The following is a 22,539-nucleotide window of genomic DNA, read 5'->3' as shown; positions in this document are numbered from 1 at the left end:
TTGTGGTTGTGATCGTGTCTCGTGGTCAGTAGCGGAGCAGTCGCATCCCGTTGAGGATGACGAGGAGGACGCTGGCCTCGTGGACCAGCATTCCCGACGCGAGGGTGACGTAGCTGGTGAGCACGCCCGTGAGGAGGACGGTCACGGTCAGCACCGCGAGCCCGACGTTCTCGAGGACGTTCCAGCGCGTCGCCTTGCTGAGTTTGACCGCGTACGGGATGCGTTCGAGGTCGTCGGCCATCAACGCCATGTCAGCCGTTTCGATAGCGGTGTCCGTTCCCGCAGCACCCATCGCGATGCCGACATCGGCAGTGGCCAGCGATGGCGCGTCGTTGATGCCGTCGCCGACCATCGCGACGACGTGGCCGTCGGCCTGGTAGCCCTCGATGACGGACTGCTTGTCCTCGGGGAGGAGTTCGGCACGGTACTCGTCGATACCGACCTCCTCGGCAACGGCAGCGGCCGTCCGCTCGTTGTCGCCGGTGAGCATCACCGTCTCGATGCCAGCGTCTTGGAGCGCCGCGACGACCCCAGGAGCGGCCTCCCGGAGCTCGTCCCGCATCGCAATCGCGCCGATGATGTCCCCGTCCCGAACGACGTGGACGACTGTCTCGCCGCGCCCCTCACGCTCGCGGACGTAGTCGGCGACCCGATCGGGGACATCGACGTCGCGGTCGTCCAGCAGCGCGCGGTTGCCGACGACGACTTCCTGGCCATCGGCATGGGCGATGACGCCCTTGCCGGCGACCACGTCGAAGTCGTCGGGATCGGGGACCGACCTGCGCCCCACGTCCGTATCGTCCGCTTGGGCGACCGTCGCTCCACCGTCCGTCGCAGCCGTCTGGCGTTCGCGGGCCATGTCGACGATGGCGTCCGCGAGGTGGTGTTCGCTCTTCTTCTCGGCGGTCGCTGCGAGCGAGAGGACGTCGGCGGCGGCGACGCCGAACCCCTCGATACCGGAGACGGTGGTCTCGCCCTTCGTGAGCGTCCCCGTCTTGTCGAAGGCGACGAGATCGATCTTGCCGGCGCGTTCGAGGTGTTCGCCGCCCTTCATCAGCACGCCCGACCGGGCGGCGTTACCGATGGCCGAGACGATGCTGACCGGTGGCCCGATGACCAGCGCGCCCGGACAGCCGATGACCAGCAGCGTCAGCGACAGGATCGCGTTCTGCGTGACCGCGTACGCGCCGATAGCCAGGGCAATGACGGCCGGCGTGTAGTACTTCGCGAACCGGTCGATGAGACTCTCCGTGGGCGACTGAGCCTCCTGGGCCTCCTCGACGCGACGGATGATCCGTTCGAGAGTCGTATCCGATCCCGCTCCCGTCGTCCGGATTTCTAGCGCGCCCTCCTGGTTGACCGTCCCGGCGTACACCTCGTCGCTGTCGGCCTTGTGGACGGGCGCGCTCTCGCCGGTGACCGGCGCCTGGTTGACTGCGCTCTCGCCGTCGACGACGGTTCCGTCGACCGGGATCTTCCCGCCCGGCTTTACGACGACGACTTCGCCCTCTTCGACATCGCGGGCGGAGACCTTTTGGAGTGTCCCGTCGCGACGGACGGTCGCCGTGTCGGGCGTCATCTCCAGTAGCTCCTGAAGTGCCGTCCGGGTCTTCCGCATCGTCCGGCCTTCGAGGTAGCTGCCAAGGCTGAACAGGAAGACGACGGCGGCGGCTTCCCAGTACTCCCCGATGACGATAGCACCGATGGCGGCCAGCGTCACCAGCGTCTTGATGCCGAGCGTCCGGTTGGTGACCTCGTGGTAAGCGGTCTTGGCGATGTCGTAGCCACCCACGACCGTCGCGAGGACGAGGATGGCGGCGCTTGCCATCTCGAAACTCGTGAGGTAGCCGAGACTCCAGCCACCGCCGTACAGCAGGCCGCTTGTCGCCGTGACGATGGCCTTCCGGTGGTTCCGGTAGTACTGCGTGATCGATTGTTTGTTCATAGTGTTAGGCGGGCTGGGGAGTGTACCCCTGGTTTTCGATGGTCTCTGCGAAGGCGTCGGGGTCAGCGACGCTGTCGTCGTACTCGATCTCGACGCGGCCGGTCGCGTAGTGGACTTCGACGTGCTGGACGCCGTCGACGTTCGACAGGGCGCGTTCGACGGTACTCGCGCAGGTCGGGCAGTCGAAGTCGAGGACGCGGAATTGGGTTGTGTCGCTCATTACAGTTTGAGATAGTGCCCGTACCTCAATAAGTATTTTTTATATGATATGTTTGAATTCGGATACGAGTCGTTGGAACAGTCAAACGGGTCGTCTAGGGCTTTCGCTATCGCGGGTCCATCCTGTACTGGATACCTCGACAGACACCTACCCGACTCCTGCCCCGCTACCTTTTCCCGCGTGCTCGCGCTCAGTCCTCGTATGAGTGATTCCGATACCGACCACCGTCTCGACGACATCGCGGTGCGAGACACTCGGATTTCGGACGCCATCGACGAGCCGATGCGGGCGATGGTCCTCGACATTCTGTCCGAGGAAGCCCTAACTGCGACCGAGGTCCACGAACGCCTCGACGATCGCGGCATCGACCGGACGGAGAACACGGTCCGCCATCACATCAACGAGCTCCGGGATGCGGGCCTCGTCGACGTCGTTCGCTTCGAGGAGGGGCGTGGTGGGACGACGAAGTACTACCACGCGAACACGATCGTCCTCTCGTACTCACTACCAGATTCGGCCGACGCCGCCGTCGAGGAGATGATCGACGCTGCCCAGCCCCAGATCACGGACGCGCTCACTACGCTCACCGACGAGTACGACGACGCTATTGAGGAGATCGTCGAGGATATGCAGCCCTGCGAGCACTGCCAGACCCAGAAGTACGAGACGTACGTTCTTCTGACCGTCCTGCGACGTGCGTTCGTTCGCGCCCACAGAAATTCCTGAGGGGGAACCACCCCTACGCTGGCAGGGTCTTAGAAGGAGAACCGATCACGCGCGGATTGCATCGCGAGGCGAGTCAGGAGTCGCGCAGGGCCACGCTTTGGGAGGTCCCGTACAGTCTCGATGCTGGTCGGCGGTTCACTACCACCAATGTCTAACTCCCAGCCTGTCTCGTCCATGAAGCGTTCGACAGCCTGATTTACTCGCTGTCGCACGTCGTCCGAGTCCATTGTCTCGGGCACACCATTCCGGAGGACGACGTCGCCGTCAACGATCACTGTCTCGACGTCGGCCGGGACCGCGTTGTTCACGACGTGTGCGGGAACGTTGGTCAGTGGCGTGAACTTCGGTTTGTCGACGTCGAGGAGGATAATATCCGCGCGCTTTCCCGCTTCGATACTGCCGATCTCGTCGCCCATCCCCAGCGCGCGTGCGCCCTCGATAGTGAGCATTCGTATCAGTTCCATCGAGTCGAACTGCCCGGCTGAACGCTTGAGATTTGCCGCCAGCCGAGCTTGCCGCGCTTCACCGAACATGCTGTACGAGTCGTGCCAGTAGTGGTCGTCAATCCCTACTCCGACGTCGACGCCGGCGGCTCGAAGCTCGGGAACGGGCGTCCACTGCGTCTCCCCGTCCGGATTCCAGTAACAGAAGACGGACGGGCAGTGCGCAACAGCCGCGTCCGCCTCGGCGGTTCGCTGGATGTCCTCTTCGTCGCCGAGGCGGAAGTGAGCAGCGACCAGTCGGTCGTCCAGGAGTCCAACGTCGTCGAGCAATCCTACCGAGTCCTCGCCACCGTTCGCTCGTGCCATCGTGTTACTCTCCTCGAGTTCGAGCAAGTGCGTGTGGACGAGCAGGTCCGGATACTCTGCGGCGAGGGATGCGGTCCGTTCCCACAGCTGCCGGGTACACGACCAGTCGTCGTGCGGGCAGATCGTCGCCCTGATTCGGCCGTCGTACGTGTCGTGGTACGTTTCGACGAACTCGCGAGCACGGGCGAACTGCTGATCGACTGGTTGGTCCCAGAAGAGGTCCGAGATCGCCGGGCCGAAAAATCCGCGGAGCCCTGCTTCCCCGAACGTCTCCGCACCTGCGGCAGGCCGTGCGTCCATGGAGTTCACGGTCGTGACACCGCCCAGGAGGAAATTGAGCGCTGCGAGCTCGACGCCTGCCTCGACGAGGTACTCGAATTCGCCGTTCCCTAGTCTGTTAAACAAGGCCGTCCCACTCCCGAGCATCTCCGTCAGCTCGAGTTCGCTAAACGCACCGATGAGCGGTGTCATCTCCAGGTGCGTGTGGGCGTTCACCAACCCCGGCATCACCAGTTTCCCGTTCCCGTCGATAACGGTGGATGCTTCTAATTCTCCGTCTCCTGCACGTGATGGTCGGACTTCTTCGATACAGCCATCGGTGATGCATACTGTGCCGCGCTCGTACAGGCGGTTCCGCTCGTCGGCTGTGAGAACGAGTGCATCATGGATTGCCAGATCGACAGCCATCGTAAATTAGGAAGTGGATGTGACAGTTACCGTACTGGACAACCGAGCAGGCCGGCGAAGGCTGTTCTTCCAGGTGGTGTTCCCCTCATTTGGGATATCATCGGTCTCTACTGGTCCCATTAGCCTCTAATACGTCGGCGTGATTTAATCAGATTCCCCTTTTGAATCTGAAGTCGGATTCCGTGGAGCTTGTGGAGGTTTGCAATGTTTTCCCCTCTTCACGATAGATCATCTATGGCCGACGGTTACGATGCCATAGTACTGATACCCTCATAGGCAGTATATTCTAACCAAAACCGCAATAGATGATCCCTACAATGATACACCTATGCAGGCGACGATAATCGACGGAGTTCTTGAATCCCTTCGTATCGGTGTCGGATTTCTCTGGACGGCGGCGTGGGCGATCATCATGGGCCTCACGATTACGAGTCTCGTCCAGGTCTACGTCTCGAAGGAGCGGATGGCACAGGTGCTGGGTGAGGGCGATCTAACTGGACTTACCAAGGCGACTGTGTTCGGAGCAGCAAGCAGTGGCTGTAGTTTCGGCGCCGTCGCCATCGGGAAGGGCCTGTTCAAGAAGGGGGCGCACGCGGTGAACTTCCTCGCGTTCATGTTCGCGTCGACGAACCTCATCGTCGAACTAGGGCTGATGATTCTCATCCTGCTTGGCTGGGAGTTCCTCGTCGCGGAACTGCTCGGCGGCCTGATTCTCATCGCCGTCATGGCCGCCATCGTCCACCTCACGCTTCCCGAAAACCTGTTTAACGAAGTCCGCGAGAAGCTCAACGAGCGCGACCGCCAGGCGGGCGTCACGGAAGATCCCACCTGCGGGATGGAGGGGAAAGACGAGTACACGCTCACGACCGACGGCGGTGAGACGCTCAAATTCTGCTCGGAGGGCTGTATGGAGACCTATCGCCAGGAGACGTCGAGTAGCGGCGGGTGGCGTGACGAGTTGCTGTCGTGGGGTGGCTGGTACAAGGTCGGGAATCAGTACCGCAAGGAGTGGTCGATGATCTGGAAAGACATCGTCGCCGGCTTCCTTATTTCTGGGTTCGTCATCGTCTTCGTCCCGCAGTGGGTGTGGAACACGCTGTTCATTCAGGGCGACGGCCTGCTCGTGACTGCCGAGAACGCCGTCATGGGCGTCATCATCGCCGTCCTCAGTTTCGTCGGCAGTATGGGCAACGTCCCGTTCGCCGTCGCGCTGTGGGGCGGTGGCGTCAGCTTCGCCGGGATCATCGCGTTCGTCTACGCCGACCTCATCACCGTGCCCGTGCTGAACGTCTACCGGAAGTACTACGGCTGGAAGATCATGCTGTACATCCTTGGCGTCTTCTTCGTGACGATGGCGTTCACTGGCTTCCTCATGGAGTTGCTGTTCGACGCCCTCGGCATCGTACCAGATCTGGCCGGTGGCGAGACGGCGACCGAACAGACGTACTTCGAGCTCAACTACACGTTCTACCTCAATATTATCGCCTTCGCGCTCTCCGGGTTCCTCCTGTATGTCTACCGACGTGGAATCGGCGCACCAGGTCAGTATCGTGATCCGGTGTGTGGCATGCGGACCGACGATGAGGGGCCGAGTGCGTCCAATGATGGGATGACGTACTATTTTTGCTCGAAGACCTGTAAGCGGGCATTCGAGGAAGAGCCCACGGAATTTGCTGATCAAAGCCCGCAGATAACAAACCACGATCACGATCACTGATAGATGTACTGTGGTTCATCCGCTGTGAAGCACTTCATCATCGCACCTTCAATCCGCAATTGTCACACCTGTCGCGCCAAAATTGATTGTATGAGCAGTCAGATATCGAAACAAGGGGATGTCATATGAACCAACGTCCAGCGGATACCGTCGTTGGTGTGCTCCTTGGGTTCGTCCTCTTGGCTGGCGGACTACTCAGTTGGCGGGCCTATCAACAGCGTCGCGCTATCGAGCAGTCGATGGGGCCGATGATGGACTCGTCTATGGGGGCGATTCACGGTCCAGATCCTCTCTGGTACGTGGTTGGAACCCTTCTGGTCGCAGGCAGTATCGGTGGCATCTATTACGTGGTTCGAGGGAATCTCATCGATTCGACAACCGACTCAGCGGATCACATCGACCCCGATCAGGTATCGGAGGCAACGCCTACATCGATAGACGATGACGCCTCGCCGGCGACGCCTATCAATCCTGAATCGGATCCGCAAGCGCGCGTTCTCGATCTCTTACCGGATGATGAACGACGCGTCCTTGAACCCGTCCTGAACTCGCCTGGAATCACGCAGATCGAACTTCGGGATCGATCTGAGTTCTCAAAGAGTAAAGTGAGCCAGACCGTGAGTTCACTCGAGGAGCGCGGGCTGCTGTATCGGGAACGACAGGGTCGAACCTACCGCGTGTATCCGAGTGATGACCTGCAGAACTAACAGACGTAGAAATTCATACTAACACTACCCATCATGTCACAAGCAACACTCGAAACTGATCGCATTAGCCGGGTTCTCAAGTCAAGCACGTGGCTCAATCTCCTCCTCGCCGCACAGTTGATCGCCGGGTTGGTGTACGCATATTTCACAGGAGATATGGGGAGCCGGTGGACCCATTTCGTCCTTCCATTTATTTGGTTCACCGCCTCAGTCTGGGTGATCTGGCACACTCGACCTGTAACGAAACGTCGAGTGTATCGTATTGGTGCCGCACTTGTCGTTGCTCTATATCTCATCGTGATGTTTTATTTTTCAGGATTACTTGGACCGAGCACCTCTCATTTCGGGCAGCTCACTGGACCAAGCGGCTTCGGAATAACGTGGGGTCGATCTTTGGGATGGAGTCCGGTCTTCGTCTATACAGGTGACCTGATCACGGTCTCGCTCATTCCTTACCAAGCGGTTGGCCTGTTCGCGCTGGCGTATCTCGTCTATGATGCATTGCTTGATTTCTCGCAGTCGGCAGTCGGAGGAATAGTCGGGATTGTGGCGTGCCCTGCCTGCGTTAGCCCGTTGTTTGCCGTACTACTTGCAGGCGGACTGAGTGGTTCTTCAACGATGTTATTGCTTGGTGCGTATGGCTACGAAATTGCGACCGTTCTGTTCCTCATGACAATTGGAATCCTCTACCATCGTCAGGCACTCACGAGGCAGTATCACCAGTTCCGAGGGAACTGATCCATCTCGTTCGTGGTCAGCAATACCCGAGCCTCCCTCGCCGCCTGAACCGTGGTTATTGTCTGGATCGCCGCAATGAGGTGAACAGTCTCGACGGATCCCCTTTGCTCTCACCATTCCTCTGATCCTTTCGAATTCGGCAGGTATGAACGATCCCGTCAGTAGAAAACGTTTAGATGGCGTTATAGACGTTCTTGAACGCTCTCCTGTTTGAGTTCACTCCCACGAAGATAACTCCGAACCCACCGTATGACTACTTGAGGCGAAAAACAATGACCAACCGAAACCTCGGACGATGGCTGCTCGTGGTGCTCGCGATTGTCGGACTCGCGTTTGCCGCCCCGGTAGTTAGCGCACACGGTGACGAACCGATCCAGGGGAACGAGACGGCAGCTGAAGGGACGCCAGCCGATGGTAGTGCAGCAGACTGGGCGGCCTGGATGGAAGGTCACATGACCGACTACATGGGCCCGAATGCCGTTGACGAGATGGAAGCGCACATGGGCGTGACCGTCGACGAGATGGCCCAAGATATGGCGGACGACAATCACACCGCGACGGGGATGAACGGACAGGGGTACGGCTGCTAACGATCCCTGTTCGGATCCTCGTCTGACACGATAGATATTCGACTTACTGACTCAACGATCACAATGACACACTACACCAACACTCTCGGGCGGACGACTCGTCGAATCCAGCAGCTGCTGCAAGCCCGGCCATCCCTCCACCTATTACCGCAATTTTGGACGTTCGAGTCATCGGTTTTTGCCAATCTTTGAGGCCATCGTTAAGCTCCCAACAGCATCCGAAGTGACCCACGAACGCCCATCGGGAGTCCGATCGCTCCGATGAAGAACGTCATAAGCCACCACCACGTGTGATTCATCTCCTCTTTCGCATCGGCGAGATACCACACGATGCCGACAGTCACGACGAGTTTCAGCACGAACGTCGATCCGGAGAATCCAGTCGCCTGGTACACGAGATTCGTCACGACCAGCTTTGGGGAGTAGCCGAGGAACGTCACACCGATGAGATTCTGCGCAGCGTCCCACAACTGGCCGAAAACGGCCAGCAGAATTAGCGGGTGTCGAAGGTGGGTGATATTGGCGAAACTCGTGCCCCAGTAGTAGAGTGCGGTTACGCCGAGCGCTATCCCCGTCGTCGCGACAGGAACCCATAGGCGGAGTGGGGTCGATGTCGAGAGGCCGTGCCAAACAGCCCACCAGACGGCCCCGACAGCCCACACCGACCCGACGAGCCCGACTGTTAGCGGGATAGATCCGATATTTTGGTCACGCAAGAGTGCACCGACACCGAGCGCGAGGATGGTGACAGCGGTGACGACGATGTAAATCGATGGCGTGATGAACCACACCGCGTAGTCCCCGAGCAGCCCGAGATCCTCGAGGGCGCGCATCGCCCCACCTGCGATGATGATCGGAGCGAACCCGTAGGCCAGTCGTGCGTCGAACGTGACGTCGAGTTGGTCGAGATACGCACGTAGTCCGGGGAGGCTGTATACGACTGCCGCGAGGTAGATTACCGTGTTCACCGCGTTGTAGCCCTGGACAGCACGAATCCCCTCGTGCGTGACTGGCTGACCGGCCGCATCGGCGACGACTGGTCCCCAGAGATACTGCCAGATGAACCGGTCGTAGACCAACGTCGGAAACACGAGGATGCCCCCACCGAGAAGGACGAGCGGGGCCAGCAGGTACAGCGCCCACCACTCGCGTGAGCCGGTCTCCGGAAGGACAGTCTCGACGCGGCGGGTGACAGTACTCACGACCCGTTCACCTCCAATCGCCACGTCGTGCTTTTCGAGCGCCCCCACTGTTCGAGTGAAACGATTGTGAGTTCGTCCTGGAGCTGGCTGAGGTACTGCGCGACTGCCTTGGGAGATCCGTCGAGGTCGCTGGCAATCTCGCGAGCCCGGAGGTATGTCGGTTCGCTACTGGCTGTCTCGACGAGGTACCTTCGAACCGTGTGCCGGGAAATATTCGACATTGATCTAGAGGTGACGGTTAGCGAAGAAATCCGAAGAGCTTGTAGTCGTGATCGGGGGTGTACCGCCGGAACAGGAGACTGTTCGTCAGCACCGACACCGACGAGAACGCCATTGCTGCTGCAGCGAGCACGGGCTGGAGGAGGCCGAGCGACGCTAACGGAATCATCGCCGTGTTGTAACCGAGCGCCCACACGAGGTTCTGTTTGATCTTCTGGAGTGTCGCGTCTGAGATTCGGATCGCCTTTACCACGTCGAGCGGGTCGTCTCGCATCAGCGTGACGTCTGCAGCTTCGATGGCGACGTCGGTGCCGGAGCCGATTGCTGTCCCGACGTGTGCGACCGCGAGTGCCGGAGCGTCGTTGACGCCGTCACCGACCATCATCGCCTGCCGGCCCTCGTCTTGAATACTGTCGACCGCGTTGGACTTGTCCTCAGGAAGGACTCCTGCGCGGACGTTCTTCGGGTCGATACCCACCTGTTTAGCGACCGCACGGGCAGTTCGCTCGTTGTCGCCCGTAATCATCATCACGTCAACTCCCCGCTCCTGGAGTGCTGTGACAGCCTGCTTGGAGCTTTCCTTCACTGTGTCGGCGTCGGCGACCACACCCACGAGCTCCCCCTCGTAGGCGACCAGCATCGCCGTCTTCCCCTCGTTCTCGAGGCGTTCCATCGTCTCCTCAGCGGGAGAGGGGTCGATCCCGTTGTCCCGCAGCAGCTTGCGGTTGCCGACCAGCACCTCGCTGTCACCAATGACTGCTTTGATCCCGTGGCCCGGAACGTTCTCGAAGTCGTCAGGCTCAGTCACGTCCAGGCCGCGTTCTTCGGCCCCTTCGACGATTGCACGGGCGAGCGGGTGTTCGCTGCCGCTTTCAGCTATCGCCGCCAGTCGAAGCACATCATCCTCTGAGAGGCGCTCACGGGTGCTGAGCTGTCCACCATCTGGGGTCGGCTCGCCACCGTCAGTCACCACATTTCCATCGCTATCAAAGACGACCACGTCGGTGAGTTCCATTTCCCCTTCGGTGAGTGTGCCCGTCTTGTCGAAGACGACTGTATCGACGTCTTTCGCTCGTTCGAGGATGTCACCGCCCTTGAACAGGACGCCGTTCTGGGCACCAATCGTCGTCCCGACCATCGTCGCTGCGGGCGTCGCCAGCCCCAGCGCACAGGGACAGGCGATGAGGATCGAGGACGCGAAGACAATTATCGCGAACTCGAAGACTGAAACGGTCCCACCGACCGGGGCCGGGCCGCCAGCAACCTGACCCCACAGCGGGAGCCAGTCGACGAAGCCAGCGAGAGCCTCGGGGAACAGGAACCAGACGACACCCCAGAGAAGGGCGTTCGCGATGACCGCAGGCACGAAGTACGCGGAGATGCGGTCGGCGAGATTCTGGATGTCGGGCTGGCGCGACTGGGCCTCCTTGACTGTCTGGACGATCTGTTGGAGGGCCGTGTCTTCTCCAACCTTCGTCGCCTCCACGACAAGGACGCCGTTCTCGTTAATCGTCGAGCCGACGACCTCATCGCCCTCCTCTTTCTCGACAGGCACAGATTCGCCAGTGACCATTGACTCGTCGACGGCAGACTGACCGTCGACAACGACACCGTCTGTGGGAATCTTCTCACCTGGACGAATTTTCATCCGGTCACCAGTTGTGACCTCTTCAAGCGGAACTTCTTCTTCACTGCCGTCCTCGCGGACAATGGTCGCCGTTTCGGCTTCCATTTCGAGGAGCTTTCGGAGGGCCTCACCCGCTTGGCCCTTCGACCGAGCTTCGAGATAGTTACCCAACGTGATGAACACGAGGATGAGGGCTGCCGTGTCGAAATAAAGTCCACCTGCAATGAGTTCAGCAAGGACTGCCACAGAGTATAGATAGGCCGTTGTTGAACCGATCGCAATCAGCACGTCCATATTGGCGCGGCCGTTCTTCACGATCGCCTTGTACGAGTTCTTATAGAACGGCCAGCCGAGGATCGCCTGTACCGGCGTGGCGAGGAGGAACTCAACCCAGCCAAGTTCCACACCGAAGACGGCTTCAGGGACGATCGCGCCACCGAGCAGATAATTGTCGATGAGGAAGAAGAGCAACGGTGCCGATAACACTGCCCCAAAGAGGGTCAACCTGAGTTGCTTCCGAGTTTCGGCTTGACGGGCGGCATCTCGTGCGTCCTGGCCCGACTCTTCGTCGGCACCATCTTCGCGGACGGGCGAGTAGCCAGCCTCCTCGATAGCATCGTACAGCGCACCAATAGATACTTCCGCAGGATTGTAGGTGACCTGTGCTTCGTCGGTTGCGTAATTGACCTCCGCATTAACGACGCCCGGAATATTTTCAAGAGCGGTTTGGTTGGTCTCGGCGCAGTTGGCACAGGTCATATCGGAGATGGCAATCGTTACCGTCTCAGAGACTGCGCCGTACCCGGCCTCGTCGATCGCGTCGTAGATTTCTTTGAGCGATACCTCTTCAGGGTCGTAGGTGACGGAACCCTCGTCGGTGGCGAAGTTCGCATCCGCCTCCGATACCCCGTCGAGCGATTCGAGAGTGTCCTGGATCGTCGCCGAACAGTTGGCGCAGGACATTCCCGTGATATCAAGATGGATTGTTTGGCTTGTCATGCTTGTTCTACTATACGGGGTCTAGGTTTAGGCGATTTACTGCTTCGAGAGGCGGGGTTTCGACTGCAGGAAAATTTGGATTCCAAAGACAGCGTTACGCTCCCTCTTCGAGTCGCTGATACCGATCGTCGAACCGTGTGAGACAGGACGGACAACAGAAGTGATAGATCTCTCCGTCGATTCTCGTCGTTTCACCTTGATTATCAACGGTATTGTTACATTCAGCACAGGTGAGTGCAAATTCGACGCCATCAACGGACGGCGTCCATTCAAGCTCGTCAATTAGCGTGACGGTGTAATCTGCTACATCGATCTCGTTAAAGAGTCCATCTACCCACTGACGTACGTTCTGGGCTTCAACACGGGCATAGAACCAAAGATCTCCTTCGGAGGTCGTGAAGACGTGTTCAACGCCATCTGACTCTCGAGCCCGCTCGCGGGCGGCCTCCAACGACGCTGAGCCGATTTCGGCCTGAATAAATACCGGTACACCAGCTCGGAGATGAGCCCGGTTGACGTCAATCGTGAAGTTGTTAATGATGCCAGCTTCCTGTAATCGCTTTACCCGGTCAGACACGGCTGGCCCCGACAAGTCGACCTCCTCGCCAATATCGCTGAACGGGCGGCGGGCGTCATCAGCGAGTAACGAGAGGATTTCTAAGTCGGTTTCATCCAAATTGCGCATACGACCGCTTCGTCTCGCAGGATACATTATTGTTGCCCACAACACACCTTCGAAATCGGTGATCCAGGGCTGCGACAACATTGGATTCTAAGCAGAAAACCACATAGAATACTCGCCCCTATCTACGAATGGATATGACTCAGACAATCACCGTCGAAGGAATGACCTGTGAACATTGCGAGCAGACCGTCGAAGAGGCACTCGAAGAAGTTGAGGGGGTTACGTCTGCTACTGCGGATCGTGACTCAGAATCCGCGACGGTCGAGGGGTCCGCTGAACGGGATGAGCTTGTGACTGTGGTCGAAGACGCTGGATACGATGCCTCTGCGTAACAAATCCCGATTCTCGTCGAATCGGATTCGGAGAGGGATTGATACGACTGCCAATCCCAGGTGTAGATACTATGACTGATACACTTCCGTTCGATGCCGTCCGCGAGCTCGACGTCGACGGGACGACGTACAAGATGGCCGATCTTCGAGCACTCGAAGAGCAGGGGCTCTGTGACCTCGACACGCTCCCTGTGAGCATCCGTATTCTGCTTGAGTCGGTGCTCCGGAACGCCGACGGCGAAACTGTTACTGCAGCGGATGTCAAGAATGCTGCTGGCTGGAAGCCAGACGTACCGGACGCAGAGGTTCCGTTCTCTCCATCACGAGTCGTCCTACAGGATCTCACTGGCGTGCCCGCAGTTGTCGACCTGGCGGCCCTTCGATCCGAAGTCGACCGCAAAGATCGGGACCCGACCCTGGTCGAACCAGAGATCCCTATTGATCTCGTAATCGACCACAGCGTCCAAGTCGACTACTTCGACTCCGAGGACGCCTACGAGAAGAACGTCGAACTGGAGTACGAGCGCAACGCCGAACGGTATCGCGCGATCAAGTGGGCGCAGAACGCCTTCGAGAACTTCAACGTCGTCCCGCCGGGGACCGGCATCGTCCACCAGGTGAATCTCGAGCATCTGGGCCGGGTCGTCCACGCCCGCGAGCGAGACGGTGAGAACTGGCTCCTACCGGACACACTCGTCGGTACGGACAGCCACACCCCGATGATCGGTGGCATCGGTGTGGTCGGCTGGGGCGTCGGCGGCATTGAAGCGGAAGCGGCAATGCTCGGTCAGCCGGTCACGATGAAACTTCCCGAGGTCGTCGGCGTCCGCCTCGAAGGCGAATTACCCGAGGGCGCGACGGCGACGGATCTCGTGCTCCACATCACCGAACGGCTCCGCGAGGTCGGCGTCGTCGACCGGTTCGTCGAATTCTTCGGTCCTGGTGTGGAGAATCTCACAGTCCCCGACCGGGCCACGATCGCCAATATGGCGCCCGAACAGGGCTCGACGATCAGTATGTTCCCGGTCGACGAGCAGACGCTCGAGTATCTCGAACTCACCGGGCGTGACCCCGCCCACATCGACCTTGTTCGCGAGTACCTCGAAGCGCAAGGGCTATTCGGAGAACAGGAACCGGAATACACCGAGGTGGTCGAGTTCGATCTTTCGACTGTTGAGCCGAGTCTCGCCGGACATAAGCGGCCACAGGACCGGATTCCGATGGGGGACGTGAAACAGAGCTTCCGGGGACTTCTCCACGGGGAGTTCGAAGACGACCTCGATGATGTCGACGAAGACGCCCTACAGCGGTGGCTCGGCGAAGGTGATGCAGCTGGTGCGGAGACCGACGGCGGTGTTCAGGTCGAACCCGAATCGGAACTGCACCCGTTAACCAAACGCGTCGAGGTCGACCTCGACGGTGAGACAGTGGAAATTGGACACGGAGACGTCCTCGTCAGCGCCATCACGAGCTGTACGAACACTTCGAACCCGTCGGTGATGATCGCTGCTGGTCTGCTTGCCCAGAACGCCGTCGAGAAAGGTTTAGATGTCCCGCCGTACGTCAAGACGAGTCTCGCACCCGGCAGTCGCGTCGTCACGCAGTACCTCGAGGAATCGGGCCTGCTTCCGTATCTCGAAGAGCTCGGGTACGCGGTCGTCGGCTACGGCTGTACCACTTGTATCGGGAACGCCGGACCACTTCCCGATCCCATCGAGCAAGCGATCGACGACCACGACCTCTGGACGACGAGCGTCCTCTCCGGAAATCGGAACTTCGAGGCGCGTATTCACCCGAAGATCCGCGCGAACTACCTCGCGAGCCCGCCGCTCGTCGTCGCCTACGGCCTCGCAGGGCGGATGGACGTCGACCTCGAGAACGAGCCGCTAGGCACCGACGAGGAGGGGGGATCGGTGTATCTGGCGGACATCTGGCCCGACGCAGCGGACGTGCAGGCAGCAATCCACGAGAACGTCTCTCCTGAGATGTTCGAGGAGAAGTATGCCTCTGTGTTCGAGGGTGACGAGCGGTGGGCTGCTCTCGACGCGCCCACAGGTGACGTCTACGAGTGGGACGACAACTCGACATACATCCGAGAGCCGCCGTTCTTCCAGGACTTCCCGGTAGAGAAACCCGGCGTCGCCGATATTGAGGATGCACGCTGCCTGCTGACACTCGGCGATACCGTTACGACCGACCACATCAGCCCTGCTGGCCCCTTCGGATCTGACCTCCCTGCCGGCCAGTGGCTGCTCGATAACGGCGTTGAGCCGCACGAGTTCAACACCTACGGCGCGCGCCGGGGCAACCACGAGGTGATGATGCGGGGAACGTTCGCCAATGTCCGCATCGAGAACGAGATGCTCGACGATGTCGAGGGTGGCTATACGATCCACCACCCAACCGACGAGCAGACGACCGTGTTCGAAGCCAGCCAGCGCTACCGCGAGGAGGGAGTCCCGCTCGTCGTGATGGCAGGCGAAGAGTTCGGTACCGGCTCCAGCCGGGACTGGGCGGCGAAAGGAACGGACCTACTCGGTGTTCGCGCAACCATCGCCGAGAGTTACGAGCGCATCTACCGCGACAACCTCGTCGGCATGGGTGTGCTCCCCCTGCAGTTCGATGATGGCGACTCGTGGGAATCTCTCGGTCTGGATGGGTCTGAGATCTTCACGATCCACGGCCTCGATGACGGGCTCGATGTGATGGACGAACTGACCGTTATCGCCGAGCGCGCGGACGGGTCGACTGTCGAGTTCCCGGTCACAGCACAGGTCGGCACGCCGGCCGCCGTGACCTATATCGAACACGGCGGCATCCTCCACTACGTCCTTAGACGGCTCCTCACGCGATAATCTCTCTCAACTGACTCTATTTCTGGAAGCACAAGCAACACGAATAACTTTGAGTCCAAATTAGCGTTTCAATCGTGCGTAGACTCTGTTCGGATGATGCCCGCTACGTTATCCATCTGAGCTGAAACGTGTGCACTCTCACCAGCAACATGCGTAATTAAATCGTCCAGAGTGATCATCCCGATAACGCTCCCGTCTTCAACAACCGGGACGTGTCGAGCACCCGCTTCGTTCATTTGTCTCAGGACTTTTGGAATCTCAGCATCTGCTGGCACAGTAAGTGGGTCACGCGTCATCACGTCAGCAGCTCGTACGTCGTCTCCACTAGTCTCGGCTGTGAGCACACTTAACTCGCTTTCCTCGGTGAGCAGGTTAGCAATCAGGTCTCGGTCGGTGATGATACCAGAGATCTGATCGGATTCTTCGACGACCACGTACCTGGCACACCGCGATTGGGAGATCATCGTGTGAGCGATCTCGGCAACCGTGGCGTCAGGCGTGACACGGGCGACCGACTCATCAGCAATACGACCAATGTCCATCCGGAGGTCAGTTGGTCTGGTACCCATGCTAATCAGTACGACTCATAACAGGAAATAGCTTAGCATCAGCTGGTCGTCATAGAAATCCTCCACTCTTCAACCCTGAGAGACGACAATCTCCAAACTTTGTGAAGTTACAAAAAGTGTTACCAGCTACGCCACTATCCAAGAGCGCTGGCTTTTATAATCTAGTCTCAATATGTAAAGAGAAATGTACGATACGGTTTTGCTCTCGACTGACGGGACAGTTGCTTCTGAGGAAGCTGAATCCCATGCTATCGCGCTAGCAGAGGCCCATAATGCCGATCTTCATGTTCTGTATGTAGTCGATGAGGACGTCGTAACAGCATACAGCGGTGACGAGTACGTTGATGAAGCCGAAGGCCCAGAACATGGCCTCGAAGAACTTGGAACGGAAACAATCGCAGACATCCAATATAAAGCGAAGGAGGTCGGTGTCAATGTTGTCAAAGCAATTGAGCACGGCCGACCGGCTGAGACGATTGTACGGTATGCTGATGCCGAAGATATGGATCTACTTGTACTTGGAACGAAACACCGGCCGGAAGAATACCGGGCCTTGCTCGGAAGCGTGACCGACCGCGTCCTTCGATTGACGACCCGCCCAGCGACCGTCGTGAAGACGGAAGTCGACGAATAGGGGAAGAACAGTCAGTAACGGCCGCCGTCAGGCGTGAGTCGGGCGCGCCGGCGTTCGAACTCCTCGTCGTCGATTTCGCCGCGAGCGTACCGTTCCTGGAGGACAGCGAGTGCGCTATCCTCGGTGGGGCCGTCCGATGGCGACCGCGTTGTCAGCCAGTAGACGATGTAGACGGGAAGGGCGATCAGAAGTGCCATCCACAGCAAACCGATCAACATCATCCCCCAGCTCCATATTCCCCACCCGGCCATGTGACCATCATTCCACATCCCGTCATGCCAGTCCCACATCACTGTATCTGGAACAGCAGCGTGCGTCAGAGTCATTCCAATGATGACGGCTAGCGTCAGTGCTCCGATGACGATGAGTCCCAGAGAACGAATCCCGCGTGCTTGAATTGGATTTTGCATTATTGTACTCCTGAAGAGAGTTCGGCGTGGTTAGCCGAGGATGTATTCGAGGGCGGGGTAGCGCTCAACGAGCGTCTCGCCACCGACGTCGTAGTTCTCGATGTACTGGTCGAGGCCCAGGATGCGGCCCGCGGCGAACGCGGCGACCGCGAGGAACACGAGCATGTACGCGAAGTCCCCGTTGATGAACCCGTGGCTCATGTCCCAGTTCCCGAAGTAGAACATGAGCATCATGAGCGCGCCGAAGAACGCCGCGAGGCGGACGAACGCGCCGACGAGCAGGCCGAGGCCGATGAACAGCTCGCCCCACGGGACGGCCACGTTCGCGAACTCGACGAACCACGGCGTACTCCCCATCCACGCGAACATCCCCGCGAGCGGGTTGCCGTTCGTCGCCGCGACGTTCGTGAGGTAACCGCCCGCGGCGAACTCGCCGGTGATCTTCGTGAACCCGGAGTACGCGAACGCGTAGCCCATCATGAGACGGAGCGCGAGCACGAACCACGCACTGAGACTGTGAACTTTCCCGCCGACGGTCAGACCGCCGACTCTGCTCTCGAGCTGATTCATGCCGGAGTCGAGTGTGGACATAGTTATTGCACCTTCAACTATCAGTACGGAGGCAGAGACGATATAACGGCGAGCCGGCGTTCTGGGTCAGAAAATCGGCGGGCTATATTACGCTCCTGTCGCGAGTAGAGACGTGTGACTGAGGAGGCCGACCCGTCGGAAATCTTCGCGACACTCGACGACGAGTACGCCCGCGACATCCTCGTGGCGACGAAGACCGACCGCCTGTCTGCGAAGGAGCTCAGCGAGGAATGTGACATGTCACGCCCGACCGTCTCGCGCCGTGTCACCCGCCTCGTCGAGCAGGGCCTCCTCGAGGAGTATACGCACGTCGACCCCGGGGGACGGCACTACAGCGAGTATGAGGCGCGCCTCGAACGCATCGAAATCCTCCTGCAGGCGGAGGGCTTCGACGTCAACATCGACATCCAGCCTGACCCCGCCGACCGGATTACGACCATCTTCGAGGAAATGCGGGGAGACTGAATCATGGACCACACGCTATTCGTCATCGGCAAACTGTTCACGACCGCGTTAGCACTGGTCATCGCATATCAGGCCTATCGCGGGTACCAACGACATCACACGCAGTTACTCCTGTACGTCGCCGCCGGCTTCGCATTGGTCGGGCTTGGCGGCCTCCTTGAAGGCGTCCTCTTCGAACTCCTCCAGGTGTCGATCTTCGAAGCAGGATTCGTCGCAGCACTCGTCACCGCAGCCGGGATGCTGTCTATCCTCTACGCCCTGTATGCCCCGAATCCATAAGGATTCAGGACGCCCATTCGACAAGCGGCCTCTGCGCGTCGTGCCCGGTTCGAAGCCGCTACTGTTCGGACTCCCCTCGTTCTCGATAGTGTAGCGTCGCAGTGGGAGTTATATCCATATCGGTCGTACCATATCGTATGATTCGAACACTCGTCGGTGTCCTCGGCGCTATCTCAGCGCTGTTCCCGGACGAAATCGTCGAGCTCTTCGAGAAACTCGCCATTTCGAATCCAGACGAGGGAACAGTGAGAGGGTGGATACGTCCAGCAGTCCGGTCGGAGGGTGTTCTGATAGCTGCGCTTTCACTCTTTAACGGGCGAGCATACGCATTGCTGATGAATCTTACCGGCGTGTTCGGTGCGATAGTCCTCTTATTTCCCGACCTGTATCAGAGATTTGCCACCGCGTTCCTGTACGAGCGTCCAGAGTCGATAGAATGGAACGAGCGATTCCGCTTGGGCATTCGGGCTATCGGCGCACTCTATGTCTTTTTAGCGGCGAAGACGTACAGAGAGCGTCACAACGATACTTGAGCCACCTCGCTATTGACACCTGGCGCATCCGATGTCTAGTTCGTTACGGCCGCAGGTATCACTTTGAATCTAAAGTTTGAGCCCCACGATATCAGTATGATCGAAGGGGAAATCCGCTAAAGAGAGGAGGCCGTGTGTATCCCTGTATGACGACGACGATCATCGTGGAAGGCATGACGTGCGGTCACTGTGAGCAGACGGTCGAAGAGGCCCTCGAAGAGGTATCCGGCGTGACTGACGTGACCGTCGACAGGGAGAGCGAACAGGCGAGCGTCGATGGTGAGGCAAATGTCACAGCTCTCGTGGAGGCCGTCGAAGACGCCGGGTACACCGCTTACGCCTGAGAATCGCGCGGACCACTCCGAGACAACGGCCAACCGTTGTCTTTGAAGCTTCGCTACGCTGGTCCTGCTGTACAGTTTCAGTGGGGAAGATTCAGGGGGCCAGCGGATCCACCTCTACAGAGAATATGGGCTATGGACGACCACAAAGATACAAATGAGAATCCCCCTGGAGGGGAACACCAGCAGGACGACAGCAGTCACCAGCACGAACACGGCGAGCAGGATGAATCGGACGCCGAGTCGGACGAGCAGCGGGTAGAACAGGAGCTACTGGAAGAAGAGGCACACCCTGCTGCGGAGAGTGAGACGGTGCTCGACGAGCAGCACGAGCACGCTGGACACGAGGGCGAAGGACACGACCACGGTTCCCATGAGGGCCACGGTGAGGGGCATGGCGGGATGCACGAGGGCCACGAGCAGATGTTCCGCCGGCGCTTCTTCGTCTCGACGCTCCTGTCGATCCCAGTCCTGCTATACAGCGAAATGCTGCAGGAGTGGCTCGGGTTCTCCGTCCCCGCGTTCCCGGGCAGCGAGTGGATCAACCCCGTCTTCGCGGTCATCGTCTTCGCGTACGGTGGGATGCCGTTCCTCCAGATGGCGGTGCCGGAGCTGAAAGACCGGTCGCCGGGGATGATGACGTTGATCTCGATGGCGATCACCGTCGCGTTCGTCTACAGTCTCGCGAGCGTGGTCTTCCCGACGCAGTCTGCGTTTTTCTGGGAACTCGTCACGCTGATCGACATCATGCTGCTGGGCCACTGGATCGAGATGCGGTCGGTCCGGCGGGCCTCCAGCGCGGTCGACGAACTGGCGAAACTGATGCCAGACACCGCCGAGCGTATTACCGACGACGGAGAAACCGAGGAGGTTCCCGTCAGGGAGCTCTCGGAAGGCGATCTCGTGCTCGTCCGGCCGGGCGCAAGTGTCCCTGCTGACGGCACCGTCGAGGAAGGTGATTCGGACGTCAACGAGTCGATGATCACGGGTGAGTCGAAACCGGTTTCGAAAGAACCTGGCGACGAGGTCATCGGCGGTACCATCAACGGCGACGGCAGTCTCCGCGTGCGCGTCGGTGCGACCGGCGAGGAGACCACGCTCGCGGGCATCATGCGACTGGTCGAGGAAGCCCAGCAGAGCAAATCCAAGACTCAGGTGTTGGCTGACAGAGCGGCGGGGTGGCTGTTTTACGTCGCGCTCGGGACGGCAGTCGTGACGGCACTCGCGTGGACAGTCGCAGTCTCGTTCGATGCGACCGTGATCGAACGTGTCGTCACGGTACTCGTCATCGCCTGCCCACACGCCCTCGGACTCGCCATCCCGTTGGTCGTCGCGATCAATACGTCACTCGCGGCTCGCAACGGGATCCTCGTCCGTGATCGGATCGCGATGGAGGACGCTCGGAATCTGGACGCCATCATCTTTGACAAGACCGGGACGCTCACCGAGGGCGAGCACGGCGTCGTCGATATGGCGACCGGCGATGGCGTCGACGAGGACGACGCACTCGCCTTGGCGGCAGCCGTCGAGAGTGACTCCGAGCATATGATCGCGCGAGCCATTCGCGAGGCAGCCGACGAGCGTGGTCTTAGCGCATCTGATGCGAGTGACTTCGAGGCGATTAAAGGCAAGGGTGTCCGCGCGAGCGTCGACGGAAACGAGGTGTACGTCGGCGGGCCGAACCTGTTAACCCAACTCGATAGCGAGATTCCAGACAACTTTCAACAATTCGCTGACGAGGCCGGCGAGGACGCCCAGACCGTGGTGTATCTCATTCGCGACGGAGAGTTGATCGCCGCGTTCGCGATGGCCGACGTGATCCGCGAGGAGAGTTTCCGCGTCGTCGACGCCCTCAAAGATCTAGGCATCGAGGTGGCGATGCTGACCGGTGACTCCCAGGACGTCGCCGAAGCTGTTGCTGACGAACTAGGCATCGATACAGTGTTCGCGGAGGTCCTCCCCGAAGACAAAGACAAGAAAGTGCAGGAACTCCAAGACCAGGGGAAGCTCGTGGGAATGGTCGGTGACGGCGTCAACGACGCACCGGCGCTGACGCGGGCCGATATCGGCATCGCTATTGGTAGCGGCACGGACGTTGCCGTCCAGTCGGCGGACGTCATCCTCGTCCAGAACAACCCGATGGACGTGGTCCGGCTCGTGAAACTCAGCAAGGCGAGCTACCGGAAGATGCAGGAGAACATCGTGTGGGCCGCCGGATACAACGTCTTCGCACTCCCGCTTGCAGCGGGCGTATTGGCTCCGATCGGGATTCTGCTGTCTCCGGCTGTCGGTGCATTGTTGATGTCACTCAGTACGGTGATCGTCGCGATCAACGCACAATTGCTTCGGCGTGTCGACCTTTCGCTTCCGGATCTCCCTGGGATCTCACCACCCGATAGCGCTCAGGCTGCAGACTAAGCATCTCTGCCTTTCAGTTGAGGGTGCAGAACTGTTCGAAAACCCGGTTCCGTAATGCCGTTGAGCACGGCGACGTCGATGTGACGGTGATGGTCAGCATGCTGGACACAGGTACTGATCCGCAGACGATGGCCTGAGATCCCCGAGGAAGTATACCATCCGTTAGTAAATCGTGCTATTCGGCAGCGCCGGATGAGACTGGTTTCGGCCTCACGATCGTCGAGCAGATCGCAGATGATTA

The 22,539-nt window shown here is 59.4% G+C and carries 23 protein-coding genes; 13 read left to right on the top strand and 10 right to left on the bottom strand.

What is annotated here, in order from left to right; translation table 11 throughout:
- Positions 1-25: 25 nt before the first annotated feature.
- Both BLW38_RS11010 and BLW38_RS11005 read right to left on the bottom strand, forming a co-directional pair.
- Positions 26-1,945, bottom strand: coding sequence for a heavy metal translocating P-type ATPase (locus BLW38_RS11010; RefSeq protein WP_092817282.1), 1,920 nt, complete (start codon positions 1,943-1,945; stop codon positions 26-28).
- Between the two features lie 4 nt (positions 1,946-1,949).
- The gene (locus tag BLW38_RS11005; protein WP_004594622.1) at positions 1,950-2,165 is read right to left on the bottom strand and encodes a heavy-metal-associated domain-containing protein; all 216 of its coding nucleotides are present in this window, start codon (positions 2,163-2,165) and stop codon (positions 1,950-1,952) included.
- Between the two features lie 201 nt (positions 2,166-2,366).
- On the opposite strand from BLW38_RS11005, the gene BLW38_RS11000 reads away from it, so the two are divergent.
- On the top strand, positions 2,367-2,891 hold the full coding sequence (locus BLW38_RS11000; protein ID WP_004048660.1) for an ArsR/SmtB family transcription factor: 525 nt from the start codon (positions 2,367-2,369) through the stop codon (positions 2,889-2,891).
- Between the two features lie 29 nt (positions 2,892-2,920).
- Here the strand turns inward: BLW38_RS11000 and BLW38_RS10995 are convergent, their stop codons facing one another.
- The gene (locus tag BLW38_RS10995; protein ID WP_004594621.1) at positions 2,921-4,387 is read right to left on the bottom strand and encodes an amidohydrolase family protein; all 1,467 of its coding nucleotides are present in this window, start codon (positions 4,385-4,387) and stop codon (positions 2,921-2,923) included.
- A 328-nt stretch (positions 4,388-4,715) separates the two neighbouring features.
- Here BLW38_RS10995 and BLW38_RS10990 point away from each other — a divergent pair, with 328 nt between their 5' ends.
- The 4 genes from BLW38_RS10990 (at position 4,716) to BLW38_RS10975 (ending at position 8,139) form a co-directional block, all read left to right on the top strand.
- The gene (locus BLW38_RS10990) at positions 4,716-6,104 is read left to right on the top strand and encodes a permease (protein ID WP_049986199.1); all 1,389 of its coding nucleotides are present in this window, start codon (positions 4,716-4,718) and stop codon (positions 6,102-6,104) included.
- A gap of 125 nt (positions 6,105-6,229) precedes the next feature.
- The gene (locus tag BLW38_RS10985) at positions 6,230-6,811 is read left to right on the top strand and encodes a helix-turn-helix transcriptional regulator (protein WP_004048657.1); all 582 of its coding nucleotides are present in this window, start codon (positions 6,230-6,232) and stop codon (positions 6,809-6,811) included.
- Between the two features lie 33 nt (positions 6,812-6,844).
- Positions 6,845-7,549: a DUF7546 family protein gene (locus tag BLW38_RS15895; RefSeq protein WP_123624180.1), complete on the top strand. Its 705-nt coding sequence runs from the start codon at positions 6,845-6,847 to the stop codon at positions 7,547-7,549.
- A 272-nt stretch (positions 7,550-7,821) separates the two neighbouring features.
- Positions 7,822-8,139 (top strand): hypothetical protein, encoded by a 318-nt coding sequence (locus tag BLW38_RS10975; RefSeq protein WP_004048656.1) that lies wholly within the window; start codon positions 7,822-7,824, stop codon positions 8,137-8,139.
- A gap of 200 nt (positions 8,140-8,339) precedes the next feature.
- On the opposite strand, the gene BLW38_RS10970 is transcribed toward BLW38_RS10975, so the two are convergent.
- The 4 genes from BLW38_RS10970 to BLW38_RS10955 form a co-directional block, all read right to left on the bottom strand.
- Positions 8,340-9,389, bottom strand: a complete 1,050-nt coding sequence (locus tag BLW38_RS10970) for a DUF63 family protein (protein WP_245710169.1) — start codon at positions 9,387-9,389, stop codon at positions 8,340-8,342.
- Positions 9,338-9,562, bottom strand: a complete 225-nt coding sequence (locus BLW38_RS16955; RefSeq protein ID WP_004594599.1) for a DUF7123 family protein — start codon at positions 9,560-9,562, stop codon at positions 9,338-9,340. The genes BLW38_RS10970 and BLW38_RS16955 overlap by 52 nt, the downstream gene beginning before the upstream one ends.
- A 17-nt stretch (positions 9,563-9,579) precedes the next feature.
- Complete coding sequence (locus BLW38_RS10960) at positions 9,580-12,186, bottom strand: heavy metal translocating P-type ATPase (protein ID WP_004594598.1); 2,607 nt, start codon at positions 12,184-12,186, stop codon at positions 9,580-9,582.
- Between the two features lie 94 nt (positions 12,187-12,280).
- Complete coding sequence (locus BLW38_RS10955; RefSeq protein WP_049986206.1) at positions 12,281-12,871, bottom strand: AsnC family transcriptional regulator; 591 nt, start codon at positions 12,869-12,871, stop codon at positions 12,281-12,283.
- A gap of 134 nt (positions 12,872-13,005) precedes the next feature.
- Here BLW38_RS10955 and BLW38_RS10950 point away from each other — a divergent pair, with 134 nt between their 5' ends.
- Together BLW38_RS10950 and acnA are read left to right on the top strand one after the other, a co-directional pair.
- Entirely contained in the window at positions 13,006-13,203 is a 198-nt protein-coding gene (locus tag BLW38_RS10950) for a heavy-metal-associated domain-containing protein (protein WP_049938510.1), read from the top strand.
- A gap of 71 nt (positions 13,204-13,274) precedes the next feature.
- Positions 13,275-16,058 (top strand): aconitate hydratase AcnA, encoded by a 2,784-nt coding sequence (gene acnA / locus BLW38_RS10945; RefSeq protein WP_092817281.1) that lies wholly within the window; start codon positions 13,275-13,277, stop codon positions 16,056-16,058.
- 68 nt (positions 16,059-16,126) lie between these two features.
- On the opposite strand, the gene BLW38_RS10940 is transcribed toward acnA, so the two are convergent.
- Positions 16,127-16,627, bottom strand: a complete 501-nt coding sequence (locus BLW38_RS10940) for a CBS domain-containing protein (protein ID WP_004594590.1) — start codon at positions 16,625-16,627, stop codon at positions 16,127-16,129.
- A gap of 184 nt (positions 16,628-16,811) precedes the next feature.
- On the opposite strand from BLW38_RS10940, the gene BLW38_RS10935 reads away from it, so the two are divergent.
- Entirely contained in the window at positions 16,812-17,261 is a 450-nt protein-coding gene (locus BLW38_RS10935) for a universal stress protein (RefSeq protein WP_092817280.1), read from the top strand.
- An 11-nt stretch (positions 17,262-17,272) separates the two neighbouring features.
- On the opposite strand, the gene BLW38_RS10930 is transcribed toward BLW38_RS10935, so the two are convergent.
- Positions 17,273-17,671, bottom strand: coding sequence for an SHOCT domain-containing protein (locus BLW38_RS10930; protein WP_049986209.1), 399 nt, complete (start codon positions 17,669-17,671; stop codon positions 17,273-17,275).
- A gap of 30 nt (positions 17,672-17,701) precedes the next feature.
- Positions 17,702-18,262 (bottom strand): DoxX family protein, encoded by a 561-nt coding sequence (locus tag BLW38_RS10925; protein ID WP_092817279.1) that lies wholly within the window; start codon positions 18,260-18,262, stop codon positions 17,702-17,704.
- 114 nt (positions 18,263-18,376) lie between these two features.
- On the opposite strand from BLW38_RS10925, the gene BLW38_RS10920 reads away from it, so the two are divergent.
- From BLW38_RS10920 to BLW38_RS10900, 5 genes are all read left to right on the top strand, one after another.
- Complete coding sequence (locus tag BLW38_RS10920; RefSeq protein ID WP_092817278.1) at positions 18,377-18,727, top strand: ArsR/SmtB family transcription factor; 351 nt, start codon at positions 18,377-18,379, stop codon at positions 18,725-18,727.
- A gap of 3 nt (positions 18,728-18,730) precedes the next feature.
- Positions 18,731-19,006 (top strand): DUF7521 family protein, encoded by a 276-nt coding sequence (locus tag BLW38_RS10915; protein WP_004594584.1) that lies wholly within the window; start codon positions 18,731-18,733, stop codon positions 19,004-19,006.
- A 137-nt stretch (positions 19,007-19,143) separates the two neighbouring features.
- Positions 19,144-19,539, top strand: a complete 396-nt coding sequence (locus BLW38_RS10910; RefSeq protein WP_004594583.1) for a hypothetical protein — start codon at positions 19,144-19,146, stop codon at positions 19,537-19,539.
- Between the two features lie 146 nt (positions 19,540-19,685).
- Positions 19,686-19,883: a heavy-metal-associated domain-containing protein gene (locus BLW38_RS10905; RefSeq protein ID WP_004594582.1), complete on the top strand. Its 198-nt coding sequence runs from the start codon at positions 19,686-19,688 to the stop codon at positions 19,881-19,883.
- 132 nt (positions 19,884-20,015) lie between these two features.
- Positions 20,016-22,298 carry a heavy metal translocating P-type ATPase gene (locus tag BLW38_RS10900; RefSeq protein WP_092817277.1) on the top strand — a complete coding sequence of 761 codons (2,283 nt, stop codon included), beginning with the start codon at positions 20,016-20,018 and terminating at the stop codon, positions 22,296-22,298.
- Positions 22,299-22,539: the final 241 nt, after the last annotated feature.

Source organism: Halopenitus malekzadehii, from assembly GCF_900108505.1.
Taxonomy (GTDB): Archaea; Halobacteriota; Halobacteria; order Halobacteriales; family Haloferacaceae; genus Halopenitus; species Halopenitus malekzadehii.
The sequence above is the reverse complement of the archived record's forward strand: the minus strand, read 5'-3'. Positions and strand labels throughout refer to the sequence as shown.